The following is a 21,333-nucleotide window of genomic DNA, read 5'->3' as shown; positions in this document are numbered from 1 at the left end:
GACTCAGATAAACCCAGAAAAGAATATTCTTGTTTCAACATCTTTAAAATAATATTACATGAATTATTATTAACTTTAACATAGAAAGAATAGCCATTTTGTATTAATAACGTTTTAAAATGTTTGATAAAAGCTAATGTTTCATTCCACACAAAGCGTGCATTACCTAAATTTTGCTCAAATTTACCAATACTAACAATTTTTTCCCCATTATCATTAAAATCAACTTTAGAAGGATAAATACGAATTTTCAAACTCTTATTAACCATATTCATGAAAAAAAATCCCCTTATGATGATAGTTAAAAAAAAATATTATTATAATATTTTAAAAGCGTTTCTTTATACTAAATAATATTATTAAAATTAATATTTAAAATAAGTCCTAGAGAGCATTTGAACAGTATTTCATGCCACTCTCATTTTTTGTGCAATTCATCCCAGACCTTAGAGGTCGAGGTATTGTTGCACATATTAAATAAATAGTTAATTTTGTAATTTTTAAATCATGCTTTAGATATGTGTAAACTGAGTGAGCAGATATCAAATTTCCAATATTTTCAACAAGGAACTTTGTAATTCTATTAAAAAGACCAATATTTCTTATTTCAAAACGTTCAACAATATCATGTAAAATAATTGAAGAATACAAATCATTTAATGAAATTTCTTTATGAATTTTTGAATCTATTGTAACCGGCAGACCACCATAATTAAGATATTCACTGAAATTTCTGTATTCAATTCATTATTTGATACTGGTTCTGAACCCAATTCTTTTTTATAATCAATGAGCTCATTGAAAGAAAAAGGATACATTTCTATTGATATATAACGTCCTGTCAAGAATGTTGCAAGTTCTTTTGACATTAAAAATTACTAAAATAGTTTTCTATAAAAAACTATTTCCCAAAAAACAACAAAAAAGTTTCCTATAAAAAACTATTTCTTTTCATGATCCCATGGATTGTCATCGAACCAAGGTTCAATGCCTGTCTTTTCGAAAAACGCATCATCCCAAGTTGGATCATAGTTTGTCTGTTCTTCATAAGGGTCAAAACTATATGATGAATAGTTTGATCTTCCATAATAATTTGAATTAGATCTGTTTGTTTTTGAAGAAGAATTTTCTGATGATCCAACACCTGAACAGAAAGCACCAACTAGAAGAAAAACTGCAATACCGAATATAAAACCCAACAGGTCAGAAAACCAATTGGAACTGTAATACAATGCACCAGTGATTAAACTAATCATATTTTATTTTGTGTATTAACTGTTATTAAAATATTTCTATTATATTATTTTTAAAGTAATTATATAACTGATTAAAAACTTATATAATAATATTATAAATAAAATTTAGGTGATATGGTGGAAAATTTTAGCGAATGGTTTCATGACATTTTAGAAGAAGCAAATATTACTGATTCAAGATATCCTATTAAAGGAATGGCTGTTTGGATGCCTTACGGATTCAAGATAAGAAAATTCATGCTTAAAAGAATAAAAGAAATGCTTGACAAAGACCATGAAGAAGTATTGTTCCCACTCCTTGTTCCTGAAACAGAACTGGCTAAAGAAGGAGAACATGTAAAAGGATTTGAAAATGAAGTATACTGGGTTACAAAAGGAGGAAGAAACGATTTAAATGAAAAATTAGCCTTAAGACCTACAAGTGAGACTTCAATCTATCCGATGTATTCATTATGGATCAGGTCACATATTGACCTCCCAATCAAATATTATCAGGTAGTCAACACATTCAGATACGAAACAAAACACACCCGTCCGTTAATACGTGTTCGTGAGATTACAACATTCAAAGAGGCACACACAGCCCATGCGACAAAAGAAGAATCAGATGAACAGATTCAGGCATTCATTGAAATTTACAAAAAATTCTTAGATGAATTGGGAATTCCTTATCTGATTTCAAAAAGACCTGTATGGGACACATTCCCTGGTGCAGACTACACAATGGCTTTTGATGCTATAATGCCTGATGGAAAAACCCTGCAAATAGGTACAATTCACAATTTAGGTCAGACCTTTGCAAAGACTTTTGACATTACATTTGAAGATAAGGACGGCGAACACAAATATGTTTACCAGACATGCGCAGGATTATCAGACAGAGTTATCGCTTCAATTATTGGAGTTCATGGAGATGAAAAGGGTTTACGCCTTCCACCGATGGTTTCACCTAACCAAGTCACAATAATTCCAATATTGTTTAAAAAAGGAAAAGAGGAAGTCATGGCAAAATGTCTGGAAATTAAAGAGTCTCTGGAAAACGCAGGTCTACGTGTAAACATCGATGACAGAGATATCAGACCGGGTAAAAAGTTTTATGACTGGGAATTGAAAGGAACTCCATTAAAACTTGAGCTCGGACCAAGGGATTTGGAAAACAATATCACCATAGCTATGAGACGTGATGAAGGAGAAAAAGTCGAACTGGCTTTAGATGACTCTTTAGTCGATAACGTTAAGGATTTACTTGACAAATCTTATGAAAACCTTAAGGATTCAGCATGGAAGTTCCAGGAAGAACATGTCAAATTCACTGAAGACATTAATGAAATTGCTGATTTGATTGAAGCAGGAAATGTTGTTGCCGTTAACTGGTGCGGTGATGAGGAGTGCGGTAAACAGATTGAAGAAAAAACCGGATATGACGTCTTAGGAATCCATGACGATGCAGAAGCCGGAGCCAAATGCATTGTTAGCGGTGAAGATGCAAAATATGTTGCATTGATTGCAAAAACCTATTAAGTGATTTGAATGGATGATATTTACGCAATAATACCTGTCAGCAAATTCAAGAATGCCAAAACAAGATTATCTCCTTTTTTATCTGAAGAAGAAAGGGAAAATCTCCTAAAGGCCATGCTTCATGACGTTACAGACACTTTAAAGAAGCATGTTGACAGGATATTCATCATCAGCAGAGATGAGGATGTATTGGACTATGCCAAAAAGCTGAATCTTGATACTATTTTGGAAGATGAAAACTCCAATCTGAACAAGGCTTTAAAGCAGGCAATGAAATACTGCAAGGGAAAAGCAAAAAAAGTCATTATTGTTCCATCAGATGTGCCGTTAATCGGAAAGACCAATGTCCAAATGCTTATTGATGCATCAAAAAGCCTTGATTTTATCATTGTTCCATCAAAAGGCGGTGGCACAAACATGATTATCATGAAACCTATGGCGATACATACCAGATTTGAAGGGTTCAGCTATGAGGAACATCTGCAGGCTGCAGAAAGGAAAAAACTGAATCCTCAAGTGCACGATTCATTTTTTATGGCCCTGGATGTCAATACCGCTCAGGATTTGGGCGAAATCATGATTCACGGCAAAAAGACCCATACAAGAAAATACCTAAAAGAACTGAAAGTCAATGTTGAGCCTTTCCGTGGAAGCGAACGTTTGAAAGTTACCCGAGGCTAGACCATGGTAGTGATGTCAATTGCAGGAGTTGACCCGTCAGCCGGCGCAGGAGTCTTTGCCGATTTGAAAACATTTCAGGCAATAGGCGTTTATGGATGCGGGGTTGTTACTGCGCTAACCGCTCAAAATCCGAACAGAGTCTTTTCAATCAACCCAATTGATGTTAATTACATTGAAGAACAAATTGATGCTGTTTTGGATGCATACGACATTACATACATTAAAACGGGAATGCTCTATTCCCCCGAAATTATCAAACTGATTGGAAATAAGATTACTGAATATAATTTAAAGGCAGTGGTTGATCCCGTTATGGTTGCAACTTCGGGAGGAAATCTGACCAAAAACGATTTGGCCGATGCACTGAATAAATATCTGCTTCCAAAAGCCATACTAACCACACCAAATATATCTGAAGCTGAGAAGTTAACTGATTTTAAAATAAGTTCACAAGAAGACGCCATTAAAGCAAGCGAAAAGTTTCCATGTGACGTACTGATTACCGGAGGACATCTGGACGGCATCAATACAATGAATTTTAACGGAGAAATCATAATTGAAAAGCAGGAACTGCTAAAAAGCGATAATCTTCACGGAACAGGATGCAACCTGTCTTCAGCGATAGCAGCATATCTTGAAAAGGGAAATGATTTAAAGACTTCCTGTTTGAAATCTTTTGATTATGTATATGAATCCATTAAAAATGGAAATTACGGTACATTAATAGCAAAAATTTAAAAAAAAGTAAAGAAAATAGCTTTAAAGCTATTCTTCCATATCTAGTTTATCAACGATTGATTCCTGGAGAGCTAAAAACTCTTGGGATTCTCTTTTTCTTGGTCTTTCCAAATTCACGTCAATGATTTCATGGATTTTACCTGGGTTTTTGTCAAGAAGGACGATTTTATCTGCAAGATATACTGCCTCATCAACATCGTGGGTTACAAAAACAATAGTATTTTCAAACCTTTGCCAAACCCCTATCAGCTGTTCCTGAAGCTTGTGTCTATTTTGCATATCCAATGCAGAAAACGGTTCATCCATGAGCAAGATTGGTGAATGATTAAGCAAAGATCTAATAATTGCGACCCTTTGTTTCATACCACCTGAAAGTTCATGAGGATAGCTATCTTTAAAGTCAAGTAAACCGACACTTTTAAGATATCTTTCTGCTGCCTGAATGTTTTCTTCCTTGGAACCTCCGGAAATTTCAAGACCGAATGTTACATTTTGAAGAACAGTTAACCATGGGAAAAGTGAATACTGCTGAAAGATTACTGCCCTGTCACCGGACGGCTTTTCAACAACTTCCCCGTTGGCTATAACTTCACCGGAAGTAGGATGATCAAGCCCTGCAATCAAACGAAGAAGAGTTGTCTTACCGCAGCCTGACGGTCCAAGCAGACACACCAGTTCACCGTCTTCAATATTTAAATTAATGTTTTCCAAAACAGATAAGTTCTTTCCTCTTCCATCAAAGGATTTGTTAATATTTTTAATTTCAATTGACATTCAAGACACCTACCAGAAAATCCTTTTTTGTGCAAGTCCGAATACATAATCCAGGACCAATCCAATTAATCCAATAACCAACATACCGACTACAGTAGTACCTGTATCAAAGAGGTTTGTAGCTGTTAAAATCATATATCCCAATCCGCTGCTTGAACCAATCATTTCAGCTGAAATTGTACACATCAATGCAATTCCGACACCAACCTTAAGTCCTGAAACGATATATGGAACAGTGGAAGGCAATATTACTCTTCTTAAAACATTCCAGTCATTTGCACCTAAAGTCTGAGCAGATTCAATTAATACTTTATCAGTTCTTTTTACACCATCAATTGTATACACTAAAATCGGGAATACACAACCCATAAATATAATGAATACTGCAGGAACGGTTCCGATACCAAACCATAAAATTGAAAACGGAATCCATGCAACTGGAGGGATAGGCCTTAAAATACTGATAACAAAGGATGCCAAATCTTCTAAAGTCCGATACCATCCAAGGATAATTCCTAAAGGAATAGCAACAACAGATGCTAAAATCAGACCAGAGAAAACTTTGAATAAAGTATCAACAGTATTTTTAAGCAGTTTTCCAGATTCTATAATATTAATCGCTGAGAAAAATACATCAACAGGACTTGGCAATACATATGGCCTTATTAAATGAAGACCTCCTGTTATGATATACCAAAAAATAATGATTGCAATTGGTAAAATAAATGGTAAAATTTTTCTTTTATTCATCTCATCACTTAACTAAAAATTTTATACACAATTAGATTTGAAACTTATTATATTAAAAGTTTAAGAAAAAATAAGAAAAAATGTAGAAAATTAATTCTACATATTTAAGCGGCATCAGCCACTTCTATTGCTTCAACTTGAATTTCATTAGGGTCTCTGTCATCAAGCACGGATTTTGTACTTAAAGCACCGAAAAGCATTGTGGATAAGTTATGCACCATTGAAGATGTTGCTGGAGTGATAACACCTAAAACCCCGAGTACAAGCAAGGTACCGTTTACAGCAACGATTCTGCGGTAGTTTGTATTAATCTTATCAAACATTCCAGTACTTAGTTTTCTCAATGTAATCAAATCATGCAAATCATCTGAAAGAAGTGAAATGTCAGCCACTTCACGAGCGATGTCTGATGAGTTTTTCATGGACACTGATACATCTGCCGCTGCAAGTGCTGGTGAGTCGTTTATTCCGTCACCGACCATGATAACGGTTCTTCCTTCAGCTTTAAGCTCTTCAACGATTCTTGACTTGTCTTCTGGAAGTACCTGTGATCTGTATTCAGTAATTCCTAAAGCTTCAGCACTTGATTTGGCTCCGCTTTCACTGTCTCCAGTAAGCATTATCACATTTTCAATGCCTAAAGATTTGAGCTCTTCAATGACATATTTAGCCTCTTCACGCACAGGATCGTCAATACAGATTAGACCTTCAAGCTTTCCATCGATTGCCATGTAGACTACAGAATGCTCATTTACTTCTTTTTTGATTTTCTTTTCCTGGGTTTTATTTATTTTAATGCCCTCATCATCAAACAGGAAGTGTCTGCTTCCGATTACAACACGTTTGTCATCATAATGGGTTGCAATACCATGAGCTACAATGTATTCAACTTCACTGTGATCCTCTTCATGCTTAATTCCTTCCTCTTCAGCCTGTCTTACAATAGCTGTTGCGATACTGTGTGCAAAGTGCTCTTCGATACAGGCAGCCATTCTCAATATCTCTTCCCGAGTGTACCTTTTGGTCATTGGGAATACGTGAACGACCTTAGGAGAAGCATTGGTTAAAGTTCCAGTCTTGTCAAATACTATGGTATCCGCTGTCGCATATTTCTCAAGGAATTTACCTCCCTTAACCATCATACGATTGTCTGATGCTTCACGCATTGCAGATATGATTGACAATGGAGTTGTAAGCTTGATTGCACATGAGAAATCAACCATCAATACAGACAATGCCTTTGTAGCATTTCTTGTAAAGAGATATGTCAGTGCAGTTGCAAGGAAACTGTAAGGCACTATTGAATCGGCTAACCTTTCAGCTTTGCTTTGTGCATCGGCTTTCAGCTCTTCTGAGTTTTCAATAAGGTCAATAATCTTGTTCAATCTGGTTTCCTTATTGATTGAATGAACCTCAACAATAATGTTACCTTCCTCTATTACTGTTCCGGCATGGACAGTTTTGCCAGGTCTTTTGTGAACAGCCAACGGTTCTCCAGTCATTGAAGCCTCATTAACCATTCCTTCGCCATCAACTACTTTTCCGTCCACAGGAATTACATCACCCATGTGGATCTTGATTTTATCTCCTTTTTTAATATCCAAAGCAGGACATTGCTCTTCTGTACCATCATCATTTACTAACCATACAGTATCAATGTTTAATGCCAAACTGTCCTTGAGAGTACTTTTGGCTTTCTGTACAGTGTAGTCTTCTAATGCATCAGAAATGGACAAGAGGAACATCATGGAACTTGCAGGTGCGAAATCTCTCATGTATAACGCTCCGGCAACCGCCGCTCCATCAAGAAGGGCGACATCAATACGGAAATCAGTAAGGCTATCCAATCCTGCCCAAATATATCTACTAGCACGTAGAATAGTTAAAATATTTTTAAGCCTGATTGGGAAAAATATCCTTCTGAATAACCTGTATCCAATCATTTTTGTTAATTTCAATATAAAGTCATCAGTGATTTCTTTAGAAAGCTGAAGCTGGGTTGCTTCTGCTTCAAACAAATCATCCAATGTGATGGAATCCAAAATCTTGAAAATCTTATTCTTGTTGGAAACATCATCATAATAAATCAGGATACTTCCGTTTCTGTGTGATGTGTAAACCTCATGGATAAAATCATTTTCCAAAAGTAATGAAGCGAGACCATAGCCTTCCTTTTGAGTGAAAGCCCATTGGCCTGAACGAACCCTCAGACGGGTTCCTTTATCATACATTACTTGATATTTCATTTTCTTACCTTAATAAAAAAATCTTATTCTTTGTCTTCTTCAACGTAAATTTCTTTTTTGACTTCAGAGTTTGCGTCAACAACGATGTCTTCTGCGTTTTCTCTCATGTCTTGGTAGCATTCTTCTGCATCTTTTTTAGCAGCTAATACAGCAGCCATACCTTTGGTACATGATTCTTTAACAGCTTCTGATTCTAAGATTTTTTTACCAATAATAGCGGTTGCAATTCCACCAGCAAAAATTAGTGCATGTTTATGTTTCATTATAGTGTCAACATATTCTTTTTTTATCATTATTTCAATCTCCCGTAATTTTTTATCTATTGGAAATCTAAATTCCAATAACGTTATTATTTTTATTGACAATATTATATAAATTTTAGGTATGCCTAAAACAATGGAATTTTTTAATCAAACGTAAAAATTTACTTTTGTATAAAATACTTATTGCCTATTATAATATTAAATAAAAAGTAATATATAAAATATTCGATTTTTAATAAGTTTTAGGTAAAACAAAGAATAATTATTAGGCTAAACTTAATTTAAATTTACGTGCATCAAAATAATTTTTAGTCATCCCAAAATTAATTTCATCAATTCAAACAAAAACTTTATTAACAATTAAGTTAAATATAACTTACACCATATTGGAGATTAAAAAAAATGGACGCACATAAAGAAATATTTTCAAAAATCGGATTTAACTATCTGCTTCTGGCACTGATTCCCATAATATTTCAAATCTTCATAGCAAATATTGTATCCTTAATTGATGCCAGCCTTCTTAATGACATTAACGTTCAGACATTGATAGGATCGCTGACAAGCTATATCATCATATTTCCGATTTTCATCTATCTGATGAGAAAAATCGAATCATCAAACATCAATGAAAACAGGTTAAATGTTATAGGCCTTTTAAAATGCATATGTATAGCAATAACGCTGATGATAGTGGGAAACCTGATTGGAACAGTCATAACCACACTGATTGGAAATACAATGTCAAATGAGGTAATAAACCCCGTAGAACAGCTGATTGAAAATTCAAGCATCTACATTAACCTGCTAATAATATGCATAGTGGCTCCAATTTTTGAAGAAATATTTTTCAGAAAGATTCTAATTGAGAGAACTATAAAATATGGTGCAAAACTGTCCATAATATTGTCCGCATTAATCTTTGCCCTCTTTCACGGAAATCTGAGCCAGTTTTTCTATGCATTTTTCCTTGGAGGATTTCTGGCATATCTCTACATAAACACAGGAAAAATCATATATCCCATAATAATTCATGCCTGCGTGAACTTCTACGGGTCAGTAGTCAGCATATTTTTCAGCTCCGCAGCAGAAAACATTGCTCAAGGAATGATGAATACAGGAGATATGGGGATAATTGCACTTTATTTCACAGTATTATTTATAGCGCTATTTGTTGGACTATATGAAATATTTACAAAATATGACAAAATAGAATTGAATGACTCAAAAAGAGAGATTTATCTTGAAAAACCAGCGAAAACCGTGCTTTTAAATGTAGGAATGATTTTATTAATAATATACTTTATTTTAAAAATATTAACATCACTGAACATAATAATGATTTAAAAAAAATAGTAAAAATAAACTTCAAAAATTAATTTGAAGCTTAATCCATAGTTTCCAATACGCTGTTTAAGATTTGCAGGGATTTTGAAAATGCAGGCATGCCTGAAGTCAATAATACTACTCTTAAAACATCCACAATTTCATCTTTGCTGATGCCTAACACTTCAATAGCACTTTTGATTTGTTTTTTGGTTGCTCTTGGATCAGCACGAGATGCTGTAATTCCAATAGCTATTAATTTTTGGGTTTTGTAATCTAGGATTTTCCCATCCCATACTGTTTCATTCAAATCAGAAACAAGTTCATACAATTCAGGATACTGATCTTCCAATTCACGAATACCTTTTCCGTAATACACATCACCTTTCATATAACTCCTCTCCAAATTATAATTAATTAATAATTTCATTTTTAAGTTATATATAAATAGCTATTTTCACCAGCAATGTTTTAATCAATACATGACAACTTTGAAAGCAATCATCCATTAAAAAAATTATTGATTAACATAAATATGTTTATTCATTGATAAAGATTATTGCTTTTTATAATCTCAGAAAGTTTGACATTAGGATTTATATATCTCTCATTAGGATTTGCTTCATCATTTATGCTTAGCGTATGAGTTTTACAATGGTGCACACAGCTTAAGCAAAAATCACAGGCTTCTCCAAAGTGAGGTTTACCATCGATTACTTCAATATTTCCCCTTGGACAGACTTTAGTGCATATCCTGCAACTGCTACAGCCATCATCAGCAATTATATGGTATTTTGAAGTCATTGTGGATTCCAATATCTTCTCAATGAATGGAACATTTGTAAAATGCTTTTTCGAATAGATGAAGTCTTTTTTTGATATAATATCATTTTTAATTATTTCTATTTGCTTTTCTATATCTGAATCGTTTTTGATTTCCATTTCATGAGCCATGTCAAATACCGGTAAGAAATTATCAACCATAAGGACAGAATTGGTGTAGTTTATGTTAATTCCTCTCTTATTAAAAGTTTTTTTCATGATTTTCAATGCATGGTAATCACCATCACTTCCATAGGAACATATGAGGAATATGTAATCTGCATGGATATTGACTTTTTCAACAAATTCCCTTAATGTTTTAGGAGATGTTGCAAAAAACACAGGGAAAACAATCCCTACAGAATCATCCTTAATTTCATATATATTATCTTTCACCAATTGTGGAATGCTTAACAGTTCTCCTCCCAATTGTTTTGCAATGAACAGATTATTTCCAGTTGACGTATAATACAATATTTTCATTTTAATCAAAAAAAGAAATCAAGAAAGCATTTATTTTGGATAAATACTTTCAGGTTGGTTATCTAAATCCATAATATATTTGTTTTCAAGGTTTTCGGGTCCTAATGGAGTATGTGTTGACAGATACACTGTCGGATTGTTTTTGATAAATTCCCGTACATTATCTAATGTTTCCCTTGCTTTTTCGATGTCTTCAAAAACAATGGATAATTTGTTTGCATATAATGCTTCATCAGTATATGTTATATCCCCATGAATCATGTAGAATAAATCATCATCTTCCACAATAACTATACTGTTTCCGGTAGTGTGGCCTATCGCCTGAATAAAATATACTCCATCAACAATTTTTTCAGCTTTCGGGAAATTCTTATAACTGGTTTCATAATTAACTGTTATGATATTGTCCCCATCAAGTTTTAACTCTTCTGCTTCTGTTTTTGACATGTATATTTTAGCATTTGGAAATTTTGACAATTCTCCTGAGTGATCTGGATGCTTGTGTGTTAGAAGAATTTTTGATACATCTTTCACATCATAACCCAAATTTTGCAAAGCTTCCACATAACTGCTTATTAGCTCACCATTATATATTGGAGTTGAATCGTCAGGTTCTGGAATAGCTAACCCATCAGGAATACCCGTATCCACCAGAATTATTTCATCTCCTGTGTCAATTAGGTAATTTTGAATGCTTGCCCGATATTTAATGGATGCATCGAAATTTTCCATTCCCTCTTCACCGCCAAAAGCAAAGGCCTGATTCATGAATCCATTTTTAAATGTTTTAACTGATTTAATTTCCATTCTCCCACCCTAAAAAAAAGTTTATTCAGCAGCAGGTCCATTTATTAACAATTGAGTCAGGTAGTTTTGTTTTCCAATCATTTTGCACAAGTCAAGTTGCTGTTCGCTCCAGTACATGTCTTCCTCTTCATCTTTGAGATATACTTTCATAAGATCATAGGTGGTTGCATCAAAGATTCCGGAATCCATTACTTCATTTAAAAATGCAATTCCTTCAACGGATACATTGTAGTCATATTCTATGAACTCAACAATGTCTGTGTATATAGGTTTTGCTTCTTGTGCTTCCTGTTTGATTTCCCCGCCCAAATCAAGGATTCTGTCCATAAACTGTTCTACAAAATCCATTTCTTCGGTTGCATGTGCAATGTATTTATCTCCAAGGGATGGAAATCCTAATCCTGCAAATATTTTAGCTTGAATTCTGTGTCCGAATGAATTTGCGGATAAACCTGTTACAATAGCTTGCAATACTTCTATAGTCTTTTCCTTATCAGCCATGATTTTCACCTTTTAAGCAATAATCTACTTAAGTATCTTAAGTATAATATTATTTTTTTGGTTCATGAATATTTAACTTTTATCAATATTCAGCTGCACCTTCACAAAAGACATATAACATTTCTTTAAATTTTATTTTGTCTTCATCACAATAATCTTTAAAAATTTCTGTTTCCCCTTCATAAATCATGTTCAACAGTAAATTGAAAATGGATTCACCCTTATCAGTTAAGTTAAGAGATTTTTTTACCATGATCATCTTTTAAAAATTCTCGTTTAACATGACCACTTTTTTCCAATCTTTTAATGATTTGAGCAACATTAGCTTCTGAAACATAAAGCAGATTTGCCAATTCCTTTTGGGAAATGTTTTCGTGATAGAAAATATTGGAGAGATGAGTGAAATCCCTGGGAGTGATATCCTTGAAATTCTCTTTTAAGAAATTGTCGTGAAGAACATTAATGTAGTTAATGAAATAAAAAAAGGGAGTACTTTTCAAACGATTATCATCAAAATTTAAACTGACCATAAAATCACCACAGTAAGTAATATTATGTAGCTAAAAATTTATAAAAATATCTTCAGTTATGTAAACAATAAATGATAGGGCAATTGAAAATATTTAATTATCATAAGTCTTAAAAAAGTAGTGTAGAGAGAAAAGGTATACAACTATCGCATGAGTTTTCATATAATACCTCAATTATGTTAATTAATAATATTTTACTTTTTTAAATTATATATAATTAATAGCTACTTTTTCTTTTCATGAATATTAATTCAAAATATTTGTATAAAGTTGATTGAAAAATATGCATAAGTGGTAGAACTTTTTCGTGAGTTTCAATGAAACAATGTTCTCTAACCTTTTTTACAACATCATTATCTTTAACATCACCAATCAACAAAGGAGAATCAAGATTATGCAACTTTTGGTTCCTTTTGACCATCTTCATGTTGCTGTTGGCATAACACACTTCAAAATATCTACAACTTTTAGTGAAATTTATCCTATCATACAAACAAAATGAATAAAATCAAAATTGAATAATTTCTGCCAACACTCAAACCATTTAAAAAAAAAAGGCAAATGAGAGATTGTCTCTCATTGTTTTTTAATATTTTTATTTTTTATCCGCAGCGTTATAATTAACATAGCTGCTAACACGATGGCTAATCCATACATTACGGTTGCCATTGCATTCTGAATAATTATATCTGCAGTATTCACAACAATACTATCTTGTCCCTCTATAGTGTCTAATTTTTGGAAGTAGTCATAGACCTCCTGATGGAATTGTTCATCTCCTGAATAATCAGGCGCATAGGTATCGACTGCAGTACTAATACCGCCCATAACTCCAAGAATTAGAATTATTCCAATGATTGCTGTACCCAATGAGGAACCTAATGTCTCACCAGTTGTAATAATACCAGATGCATTATTTTGGCCTTCAGCAGGAACATCGAATAATGCAACATCCGCTGCTAAAGCCATCATAAAACCAATACCTGTCCCAAGTAAAAACTGCCCCGGAATTAAATCCAGCATGTTTACATTTAATTTAAATTGATAACTTAAAATCAGACATCCTACAATAGATATTATACATCCTATTGCCATGAGTGTCTTGTGATTCAGTTTTCCTATTAGATTTGGAGCGGTCAATGAAAAAATAAACAAAGCCATAACAAACGGAAGTGAAGCCAAACCAGTATCGAATGGATTTAACTGCAATACACTTTGGAAAAACAGAACCATTACAAAAAATGTTCCAGATATTACAATATTATATAATAACTTAATAGATGTACCTATACGCAAATTTTTGTCTCTAAATAATTCAACATCAAGCAATGGCACCTTGCCTGACCTTTTTCTTTTGAGTTCAAACCATATAAAGATTGCTAAGACTATCAATCCCAAAATTATCTCAATTATGCTGGTAGCAACATCCTTAGTCAGAGTCAAAATACCAAGCACAAGCAAAAGAAGACATATACCGGAAAGTATAGCACCAATAATATCAAGATCGCTTTTAGATTCAGTAGGCTTAAAATCAGGTATTTTATTTTGCATTACTAAAATAAATAAAATGAATATTAATTCAAATGCGAAAGTGTATCTCCAGCTGAAAAAAGTTGTAATAAGCCCACCAATGAGCGGAGCTAAAATATCTGCAAGTCCTGCCATTACCCCAAGAGTTGCCAAAGCAATTGTACGCTTTCTGCCGGAATATATTCCGCTTATTATTGAAACTATGGCAGGCAGCATTAATGCCGCAGCAACACCTTTAATCGCTGCCCATCCGACAAAAAACATTGTAACACTTGAACTTAATACTGCAGCAAATATTCCTATACCAAAAAGTGCCGCGCCAATTACAAACAGTTTCTTTTTACCAACTATGTCCTGAAGTTTGGTACTGAACAGTATCAACGCAGCAGTGATAAGAGTACAAAACGACACAATCATTTGAATAGTACTAACATCAGCATTCAAATCAACAACAATTCGAGAAATGCTAACATTCATGAAGAAAGAGTCCAACACTATAATAAATGAAGCACAAGCCACAACTATTAACGGAAACCAAGAATATTCGTTAGCCTTTTCATTCATACTTATTAATCCTCCAAAAAATTAATTTTAAAAAATATTTTTACATGCTAACTTTTAAACATGAACATGAGTTTATATTTGCTTTCCCAACGATTAAATTTTTGGATTGGATTTTTACATAATACTGCAAGAACACCACAATTCTGTAAGATTGATTTTCAAATGCATTCTATGAACATCAAATATCAAAGGCCTAACTAAAAACTACATCAATCTATTTTGAGCATCAATATAGCTTGGCTCTGAAATTTCCTTTACGGTTTCACCATCTTTAACATCCTCGATTAACAATGGTGAGTCCGGATTATGCAACTTCTGATTCATTTTAACCAACTTCATGTAACTGTTTGCATAACAATAATTGCTTGTCATCAATTGTTTATAAATAATTTCAGCATCTTACCCTCAACTTTTCCAATAATACTCAAGTAGTTACCTTTGCATCATTAGTTGGTTCAGGTTATGTCAGTGATTATAGTAGATGTTCAGGATTTGTATTTCCACCATCCCAGTTTCACCCAGTATAGATGAAAATATTTAATTATCATGATTTCTAAAAAAAGTAGTGTAGAGAGAACATAAGTATGACAACTTTCGCATGCCCTTTCATAAAATTACCTCAATTATGCTAATTAATATTATTTTACTATTTTAAATTATATATAAATAGCTATTTAATTAATTTAAAAAAACGTCAATATTACCATCAATTCTTAAAATTTATATACTTACAAAAAGGAAGTTAGAGAAAAATTGTATATTTACTATTTTATCGGATTTAGGCAATCAAGAATTTCTCTTTTGAAGTAAATATACTTTTAAAATTTTATTTGTAAATGGTAACTAGAGGAATAATTGTATATTTACCAAATACTAATTTTCATATTCTTTTATTCCAGTGAGTTTTTCAATATCTGAATAACTCCAATATTTATTTTCCCAATGATAATACACATCTTTTCTTTTCTTGAATATTCTAAATGGAACATTAGTATTGTCATAGATATGGATAATATCGCAAAGTTCAATTACCTGAGGAAGAAGATTCAATGCTTTAAAGTATCTTGATTTAATTTTATCTTCAGGAACACTATGTCCACCCATAGATTCCCTAATATTTACTCGAGCGATGTTAATCTTATAATCAGAAGTTAAAACATAAATGCATCTTAAGAAATATCCTTTTTCTTTAGCTTTTTGGAGCAATTTGAGATTCCTGTCTGTAGAAAGTACTGTCTCAAATGTGAAATCCTCACTTTTTTCCACCATCAGTTCTCGAAGTTCTTCCGCTTTAACGGCTGCTTCCAAATCACTGCATGAGTTTGATCTTTTAATATCATCAGCATTGATATAAACACCAATGGTTTTTGCCATACGGGTGATGGTGGTTTTACCGCTTCCATTTGGGCCTGCAAAAACAATGACTTCAGGAAGTCTTTTCTTATTCTTTGACATACTCCCTCTTTCCATCAGGATATTCAATGTAAGGACATTCAAGTTCATCATCATAACCAGCAATAGGAAGTCCTTTAATTTTACAAATATCTTGATCTATTTTAATAGATGCTTTAAATCTTTCTGTAAGTTCTTCATCAGAAATTCCACATGTTGAATCTAATTCATTACTTTCTTGCAAATAAAACCCTCCTATTTCTAATTGTATTATAAAATATAAACTTCATTAATAATAAATATTTTTGAAGCGTGACTTTGTGCAAAAAGACAATGAGATTAAAATGAATCTTTTCCTTTGAAAAATTAAAACGTGACCACATAATAGATTGTTGTTTATCTTAAAAAAATAGATTTCAATATTTTAGAATTTAAAGGTTAAAAAAAAGGTTTTGTAGCTATTATCAATGATAAAAACCGTAAAATTGCAAATGAATTTCCATGACAACATTAACAATAGCTTTTAGCTATTCTAAACTGACTTCTGAAACCATTACATATCTGATATTATTAACCATGAAGTCTTTGTGCATTTCTTAATACAGAATCATAGCAAGGTTTATCTTTGTATCCTAATCTTTCAAGTTTTCTTAATGCATCATTCGCATCTCTGAAATCACGAGCATGTTTCCCAATATAGCATGAAGCATATGGATCCTTTAAGTTATCATTAAATAAGCATCCCATTCTAATAAATGAATCATCATTCTCAGCCATTTTACACAATAATGATTCATCAGTTAAATTAGAATTTCCAAGAGCACCTATACAAACCCACTTTGTATATCGTGATGAAAGCGGAGATTCATCGTATGATTTAACAACTTTTATTAGGTAATCTTCATTTCTTATTTTTCTTATAGCATCTCTTTGTTCTTTTTCAGGCGCACGACTTTCAACAATTGATATATAAATTTCATCCATCTTATTTAATGCAGCTTCTTTTACTTCTTCATTATTTTCGTTTCTAACAATTTCTCCCAATAATTTTAAATCATCTAATTTAGTAATTGCTTCTTTTCTTACATCAGGATTACTATGTTTATATTTTGGTTTGAATAAATCTCCAAATCCCATTTTAATCACCTATCAAATTTTTGTAAAAACTTTTATAATCTAACATATTAAAAATGAATATTTTTTAATTTAACCCCATTTCATAACATTAACTTCATTCAATCTGCGATTAGCCCTTTTACGAACTCCTTCCATTGAATTTTTCTTTGCAATTTTAGCCAAATCAGATTTTGATGTGATTTTATCAACTGCATTTTTACGATTACTATCCTCAGGATCTTTTTTAATTATATCCATCAAAACACTTTGATTCTTTAGATTAGGATTATTTATTGCACTGCTACGAATAATGTAATCTTGGTCATTTTTAGCAATATCAATTAAAAAAGATTCATCAGTGATGTTGCCAATAGCATTGTAACGAACCCAGTTATCAGAATCATTTTCAGCAATATCAATTAAGAAAGATTGGTCATTTATTTCTTTAGCAGCATCTTTACGAATATTAGTATCATCTAATTTCCATTTGGCAATCTTAGAAACACTGTCATCACCATTGCCCGCAAGGTTAGTTAAAACTGATTCATCATTAATTTTCCAAACTGCAGCATTACGTACTTCAGAATTTTCATCAGTTTTTGCTATTTTAACCAAAATTTCTGGGTCATCTATTTTTTTTATAGCTTTTTTTCTTACATTTGGATCTTTATGTTCTATTTTTGGTTTAAAAAGATTATCGAATAAGCCCATTAAATCACCTTTCTCAATTTAAATGAAGTTTTATCAAATCATATATATATATCGATTTGATTATTGCATGCGAAAAAAATTTTATAAGTTAATTTAATACATTTCAGCACCTCCCTCTGCTAAAATTCAAATAAAAATCTCTAAAATTTAGGAATAAACTGTAATTTGAAGGAAAATCAAAGATTAACAGAATTAAGATTTAATTACTTTTAGTAATAAAAAAGAAAACTTTATATACTAACAAAAAGGAAGTCAGTGAAAAATCGCATATTTACCATTTTTCTAAATTTAAGCATCAAAAATTTCACTTTCGAGTTTAGTATATTTTTAAAAATTTACTTACAAACAGTTACTGGTCAAATTTTTGAATAGTTACCCGATTCTAAAACAAATAAAAAGAATTCGCAAATAATTATAAAAATTTTTTAGCTTCATTCATGAATTCTTCAGCCTTATTGATACAATCAATGGCAATAGTTTGATCGATATCATCAACAGCATCATAATCAGCGGCTTCTCTTAAAGATTGTGTGCTTGACAAATATTTAGAGATTTTTCTGTCAAAAGAGTCATTAAGAACATACTCCTTACCAAATAATGAAATAACACCCGCATGAGTTTTAGGTTTGAATCCTTTTTTAATCAGTAATGCTTTAGTCGCATTGAACATGCAATAATAACATGCACTAACACTGGTGGAAAATTGATTAACATCATGCAATGCCTTAGCGGAAATCAATTTATCATTTGCTTTATTCATATACTCCTCAATTTCAGACAAGTACCTCTCCCTCCGCTAAAACATTTGATAAAAATGAATAATCCTGTGTGGTATTGAATCTATCTGTAGTCATTATATGAGCAGAAATCAATTCCTGCTTCTCAAGAACAAACTCCCCAATCATATCTGCAATATCTTCCCAGATTTCACTGCGATAATCAGATATAATTAAAATATCTATGTCTGAATCTTCAGTGTCATCACCACGAGCAACGGAACCAAACAAGATAATCTTTACGATTTTATCTGAATTGATTGATTCTGCAAACTCCCGAGCAATCTCTAATCTATTATTCATAAACAAACACCAACGATTATTCTTATAATATCTTATTTCGATTTCATTAATAATAAATATTTTTGAAGTGTTAGTTTGTGAAAAAATACAATAAATTTAGATTAAATGTTGTAGGTAACAGATGAATAAAAAATATCTACAACTTTCATCCAAATAACAATTTCGTTGCCCTTGATTTATACCCTGGAGCTAATTCTTTATTAACAGGGGTTTTCCCATTTGCTATGGATAACGTAGTTGTGAGTTCATTAAATGAAACTTCTCCAGGATAACATATTTTCTCAAATATGATAACCGCATAATATCTATTAGCATCATTTGGATATTCAACCCTCCAGTTCTTTAATATTGAATTTCCATCAATAGCTACACTAAGTCCCCCTTCTTCTATGCATTTTTTAAATTGAGTGGCATAATCCTCTTTTGGCGGTCCAAAAATCTTTTCTAGAAATCCCATTAAAATACCTCCTAATTCATACATTTTAAATTAAGTTAATCCTTTTATTTTATGTACTTTGCTTATCGCAGATTGACGATTAACATGGTCAGAGTCTCTACGATAGATTTCTTCCAATACATCAACATCACTTATTTTTTGTATAGCTTCAAATCGAACAATTGGAGCACTATCATTCCTAGCTATGTCAATTAAAACATTTTGGTCATTAATTTTCTCAACGGCCTTTAAACGAGTTTGTGCATCTTCATCATTTTTAGCCACATCTATTAAAACATTCTGGTCATTAATCTTTTTAACCGCTGCCCCACGGGCATCAGCATTTTCATCATTTTTAGCCATATCAATTAAAATATTCTGGTCAGTAATTTTACTGGCAGCAATTGCACGAATATGCCCAGAAGGTTCATTCTTTACAATTTCAATTAAAATTTCTTGGTCATCCAATTTTTTAACTGCATCTAGCCTAACCAATACATCGCTGTGTTTATATTTTGGTTTAAATAGATTATTCAAAAATCCCATAAAATCACCATCTCATAACATTAACTTCATTCAATCTGCGATTAGCCCTTTTACGAACTCCTTCCATTGAATTTTTCTTAGCTATTTTAGCTAAATCAGATTTGGATGTGATTTTATCAACTGCACTTTTACGATTGCTATCATAAGGGTCTTTTTTAATTATATCCATCAAAACACTTTGATCCTTTAGATTAGGATTACATATTGCACTGTAACGAATACTCTCATCTGGGTCATTTTTAGCAATATCAATTAAAAAAGATTCATCAGTAATGTTGCCAATTGCATTGTAACGAACCCATCTATCAGAATCGTTTTCAGCAATATCAATTAAGAAAGATTGGTCATTTATTTTTTTAGCAGCATCTTGACGAATATCAGCATCATCTAATTTCCATTTAGCAATCTTAGAAACACTATCATCACCATTGCCCGCAAGGTTAGTTAAAACTGATTCATCATTAATTTTCCAAACTGCAGCATTACGCACTTCAGAATTTTCATCAGTTTTGGCTATTTTAACCAAAATTTCTTGGTCATCTATTTTTTTTATAGCTTTTTTTCTTACATTTGGATCGTTATGTTCTATTTTTGGTTTAAAAAGATTATCGAATAACCCCATCAAATCACCTTTATCAGCTTAAATGAAATTTTATCAAAGCATATATATATATGGCGATTTGATTTTTCTGCGAAAAAATTTTTTATATATTGATTTTAAGAAAATAATTACTTTAATTACTGAAATTCATCCAAAACTATCTAAAATTTAAAAAATAAATAATAATTTAATGAAAAATCAAAGATTAAATGAATTAATCTTTAAATTACTTTTAGTTACAAAAATAGAAAACTTTATATACTAACAAAAAGTTACTACATTAACCTCCTATTTCTCAAAATTCCCAATATAACCATCAAACTTTATAGCATCCTCCCATTAAATCAGGTCATTTGTAATTTTATTTATATAAAATAAGTAATGGAATTTATGAGAAAAGAAAAATAATTGACGAATGAAAAATATTTAATTAGTATAAGTTCTAAAAAAAGTAGTGTTGAGAGGTAAGTAGCACAACTATCGCATGAGTTTTCATATAATTACCTCAATTATTTTAATTATAGTTTTTTTGGAAAAGTTTATACCTTATGAAGTTCATATATAATAATTATGAAAGTCGCAAAAATTGAAGAACATTTAACGGATAATGACTTAAATGATCTTATAAAAGAACATAAGGATTCGTACAATATTTATCGG

At 32.0% G+C, this 21,333-nt stretch carries 27 protein-coding genes; 4 read left to right on the top strand and 23 right to left on the bottom strand.

Annotated elements, in window-relative coordinates; translation table 11 throughout:
• The 3 genes from IJQ68_RS06170 to IJQ68_RS06160 all read right to left on the bottom strand — a co-directional run.
• The coding region (locus IJQ68_RS06170; protein ID WP_292798290.1) for a hypothetical protein at positions 1-275 on the bottom strand (275 nt) is incomplete at its 3' end.
• A 411-nt stretch (positions 276-686) separates the two neighbouring features.
• A complete protein-coding gene (locus IJQ68_RS06165) occupies positions 687-869 on the bottom strand; it encodes a hypothetical protein (protein ID WP_292798288.1) in 183 nt (60 codons plus the stop codon).
• Positions 870-941: 72 nt separating this feature from the next.
• Positions 942-1,256, bottom strand: coding sequence for a hypothetical protein (locus IJQ68_RS06160; protein ID WP_292798286.1), 315 nt, complete (start codon positions 1,254-1,256; stop codon positions 942-944).
• A 114-nt stretch (positions 1,257-1,370) separates the two neighbouring features.
• Between IJQ68_RS06160 and proS the strand changes: the two genes are divergently transcribed.
• Genes proS through thiD form a run of 3 tightly spaced genes read left to right on the top strand, consistent with a single transcriptional unit; the run spans position 1,371 to position 4,196 of the window.
• Complete coding sequence (gene proS, locus IJQ68_RS06155; protein WP_292798284.1) at positions 1,371-2,777, top strand: proline--tRNA ligase; 1,407 nt, start codon at positions 1,371-1,373, stop codon at positions 2,775-2,777.
• 9 nt (positions 2,778-2,786) lie between these two features.
• Positions 2,787-3,458: a 2-phospho-L-lactate guanylyltransferase gene (cofC, locus tag IJQ68_RS06150; protein WP_292798283.1), complete on the top strand. Its 672-nt coding sequence runs from the start codon at positions 2,787-2,789 to the stop codon at positions 3,456-3,458.
• Between the two features lie 3 nt (positions 3,459-3,461).
• The gene (gene thiD / locus IJQ68_RS06145) at positions 3,462-4,196 is read left to right on the top strand and encodes a bifunctional hydroxymethylpyrimidine kinase/phosphomethylpyrimidine kinase (protein ID WP_292798281.1); all 735 of its coding nucleotides are present in this window, start codon (positions 3,462-3,464) and stop codon (positions 4,194-4,196) included.
• 27 nt (positions 4,197-4,223) lie between these two features.
• On the opposite strand, the gene IJQ68_RS06140 is transcribed toward thiD, so the two are convergent.
• The 4 genes from IJQ68_RS06140 to IJQ68_RS06125 form a co-directional block, all read right to left on the bottom strand.
• Positions 4,224-4,970 (bottom strand): ABC transporter ATP-binding protein, encoded by a 747-nt coding sequence (locus IJQ68_RS06140; protein ID WP_292798279.1) that lies wholly within the window; start codon positions 4,968-4,970, stop codon positions 4,224-4,226.
• A 9-nt stretch (positions 4,971-4,979) separates the two neighbouring features.
• A complete protein-coding gene (locus IJQ68_RS06135; protein WP_292798277.1) occupies positions 4,980-5,720 on the bottom strand; it encodes an ABC transporter permease in 741 nt (246 codons plus the stop codon).
• A gap of 104 nt (positions 5,721-5,824) precedes the next feature.
• A complete protein-coding gene (locus IJQ68_RS06130) occupies positions 5,825-7,966 on the bottom strand; it encodes a heavy metal translocating P-type ATPase (RefSeq protein ID WP_292798275.1) in 2,142 nt (713 codons plus the stop codon).
• A gap of 23 nt (positions 7,967-7,989) precedes the next feature.
• A complete protein-coding gene (locus IJQ68_RS06125) occupies positions 7,990-8,259 on the bottom strand; it encodes a DUF6110 family protein (RefSeq protein WP_342765130.1) in 270 nt (89 codons plus the stop codon).
• Between the two features lie 372 nt (positions 8,260-8,631).
• On the opposite strand from IJQ68_RS06125, the gene IJQ68_RS06120 reads away from it, so the two are divergent.
• The gene (locus IJQ68_RS06120) at positions 8,632-9,576 is read left to right on the top strand and encodes a CPBP family intramembrane glutamic endopeptidase (protein WP_292798271.1); all 945 of its coding nucleotides are present in this window, start codon (positions 8,632-8,634) and stop codon (positions 9,574-9,576) included.
• Positions 9,577-9,616: 40 nt separating this feature from the next.
• On the opposite strand, the gene IJQ68_RS06115 is transcribed toward IJQ68_RS06120, so the two are convergent.
• From IJQ68_RS06115 to IJQ68_RS06040, 16 genes are all read right to left on the bottom strand, one after another.
• The gene (locus tag IJQ68_RS06115; protein ID WP_292798269.1) at positions 9,617-9,946 is read right to left on the bottom strand and encodes a carboxymuconolactone decarboxylase family protein; all 330 of its coding nucleotides are present in this window, start codon (positions 9,944-9,946) and stop codon (positions 9,617-9,619) included.
• Positions 9,947-10,098: 152 nt separating this feature from the next.
• Positions 10,099-10,860: an EFR1 family ferrodoxin gene (locus tag IJQ68_RS06110; protein WP_292798267.1), complete on the bottom strand. Its 762-nt coding sequence runs from the start codon at positions 10,858-10,860 to the stop codon at positions 10,099-10,101.
• A gap of 30 nt (positions 10,861-10,890) precedes the next feature.
• The gene (locus tag IJQ68_RS06105; RefSeq protein ID WP_292798265.1) at positions 10,891-11,667 is read right to left on the bottom strand and encodes an MBL fold metallo-hydrolase; all 777 of its coding nucleotides are present in this window, start codon (positions 11,665-11,667) and stop codon (positions 10,891-10,893) included.
• A 21-nt stretch (positions 11,668-11,688) separates the two neighbouring features.
• Complete coding sequence (locus IJQ68_RS06100; RefSeq protein ID WP_292784506.1) at positions 11,689-12,168, bottom strand: bacterioferritin; 480 nt, start codon at positions 12,166-12,168, stop codon at positions 11,689-11,691.
• Positions 12,169-12,250: 82 nt separating this feature from the next.
• A complete protein-coding gene (locus IJQ68_RS06095; protein WP_292798263.1) occupies positions 12,251-12,421 on the bottom strand; it encodes a hypothetical protein in 171 nt (56 codons plus the stop codon).
• The gene (locus IJQ68_RS06090) at positions 12,402-12,698 is read right to left on the bottom strand and encodes a helix-turn-helix domain-containing protein (protein ID WP_292798261.1); all 297 of its coding nucleotides are present in this window, start codon (positions 12,696-12,698) and stop codon (positions 12,402-12,404) included. The genes IJQ68_RS06095 and IJQ68_RS06090 overlap by 20 nt, the downstream gene beginning before the upstream one ends.
• 576 nt (positions 12,699-13,274) lie before the next feature.
• Positions 13,275-14,792, bottom strand: a complete 1,518-nt coding sequence (locus IJQ68_RS06085; RefSeq protein ID WP_292798259.1) for an MFS transporter — start codon at positions 14,790-14,792, stop codon at positions 13,275-13,277.
• Between the two features lie 873 nt (positions 14,793-15,665).
• Positions 15,666-16,247 carry a zeta toxin family protein gene (locus IJQ68_RS06080; RefSeq protein ID WP_292798257.1) on the bottom strand — a complete coding sequence of 194 codons (582 nt, stop codon included), beginning with the start codon at positions 16,245-16,247 and terminating at the stop codon, positions 15,666-15,668.
• Positions 16,234-16,428 carry a hypothetical protein gene (locus IJQ68_RS06075; protein ID WP_292798255.1) on the bottom strand — a complete coding sequence of 65 codons (195 nt, stop codon included), beginning with the start codon at positions 16,426-16,428 and terminating at the stop codon, positions 16,234-16,236. Before IJQ68_RS06075 ends, IJQ68_RS06080 begins: the two co-directional genes overlap by 14 nt.
• Before the next feature lie 326 nt (positions 16,429-16,754).
• Positions 16,755-17,321 carry a HEAT repeat domain-containing protein gene (locus IJQ68_RS06070; RefSeq protein ID WP_292798253.1) on the bottom strand — a complete coding sequence of 189 codons (567 nt, stop codon included), beginning with the start codon at positions 17,319-17,321 and terminating at the stop codon, positions 16,755-16,757.
• Between the two features lie 69 nt (positions 17,322-17,390).
• Positions 17,391-18,011: a HEAT repeat domain-containing protein gene (locus tag IJQ68_RS06065; protein WP_292798251.1), complete on the bottom strand. Its 621-nt coding sequence runs from the start codon at positions 18,009-18,011 to the stop codon at positions 17,391-17,393.
• A gap of 412 nt (positions 18,012-18,423) precedes the next feature.
• Positions 18,424-18,792 (bottom strand): HEPN domain-containing protein, encoded by a 369-nt coding sequence (locus tag IJQ68_RS06060; RefSeq protein WP_292798249.1) that lies wholly within the window; start codon positions 18,790-18,792, stop codon positions 18,424-18,426.
• Complete coding sequence (locus IJQ68_RS06055) at positions 18,785-19,090, bottom strand: nucleotidyltransferase domain-containing protein (protein WP_292798247.1); 306 nt, start codon at positions 19,088-19,090, stop codon at positions 18,785-18,787. The genes IJQ68_RS06060 and IJQ68_RS06055 overlap by 8 nt, the downstream gene beginning before the upstream one ends.
• 145 nt (positions 19,091-19,235) lie before the next feature.
• Positions 19,236-19,547: a hypothetical protein gene (locus IJQ68_RS06050; protein WP_292798245.1), complete on the bottom strand. Its 312-nt coding sequence runs from the start codon at positions 19,545-19,547 to the stop codon at positions 19,236-19,238.
• Positions 19,548-19,577: 30 nt separating this feature from the next.
• Entirely contained in the window at positions 19,578-20,021 is a 444-nt protein-coding gene (locus IJQ68_RS06045) for a hypothetical protein (protein ID WP_292798243.1), read from the bottom strand.
• Positions 20,022-20,076: 55 nt separating this feature from the next.
• A complete protein-coding gene (locus tag IJQ68_RS06040; RefSeq protein ID WP_292798241.1) occupies positions 20,077-20,694 on the bottom strand; it encodes a HEAT repeat domain-containing protein in 618 nt (205 codons plus the stop codon).
• Positions 20,695-21,333 lie beyond the last annotated feature (639 nt).

The sequence above is a fragment of the Methanobrevibacter sp. genome (genome assembly GCF_017447225.1).
Classification (GTDB): Archaea; Methanobacteriota; Methanobacteria; order Methanobacteriales; family Methanobacteriaceae; genus Methanocatella.
This window is presented reverse-complemented; position numbering and strand designations above follow the sequence as displayed.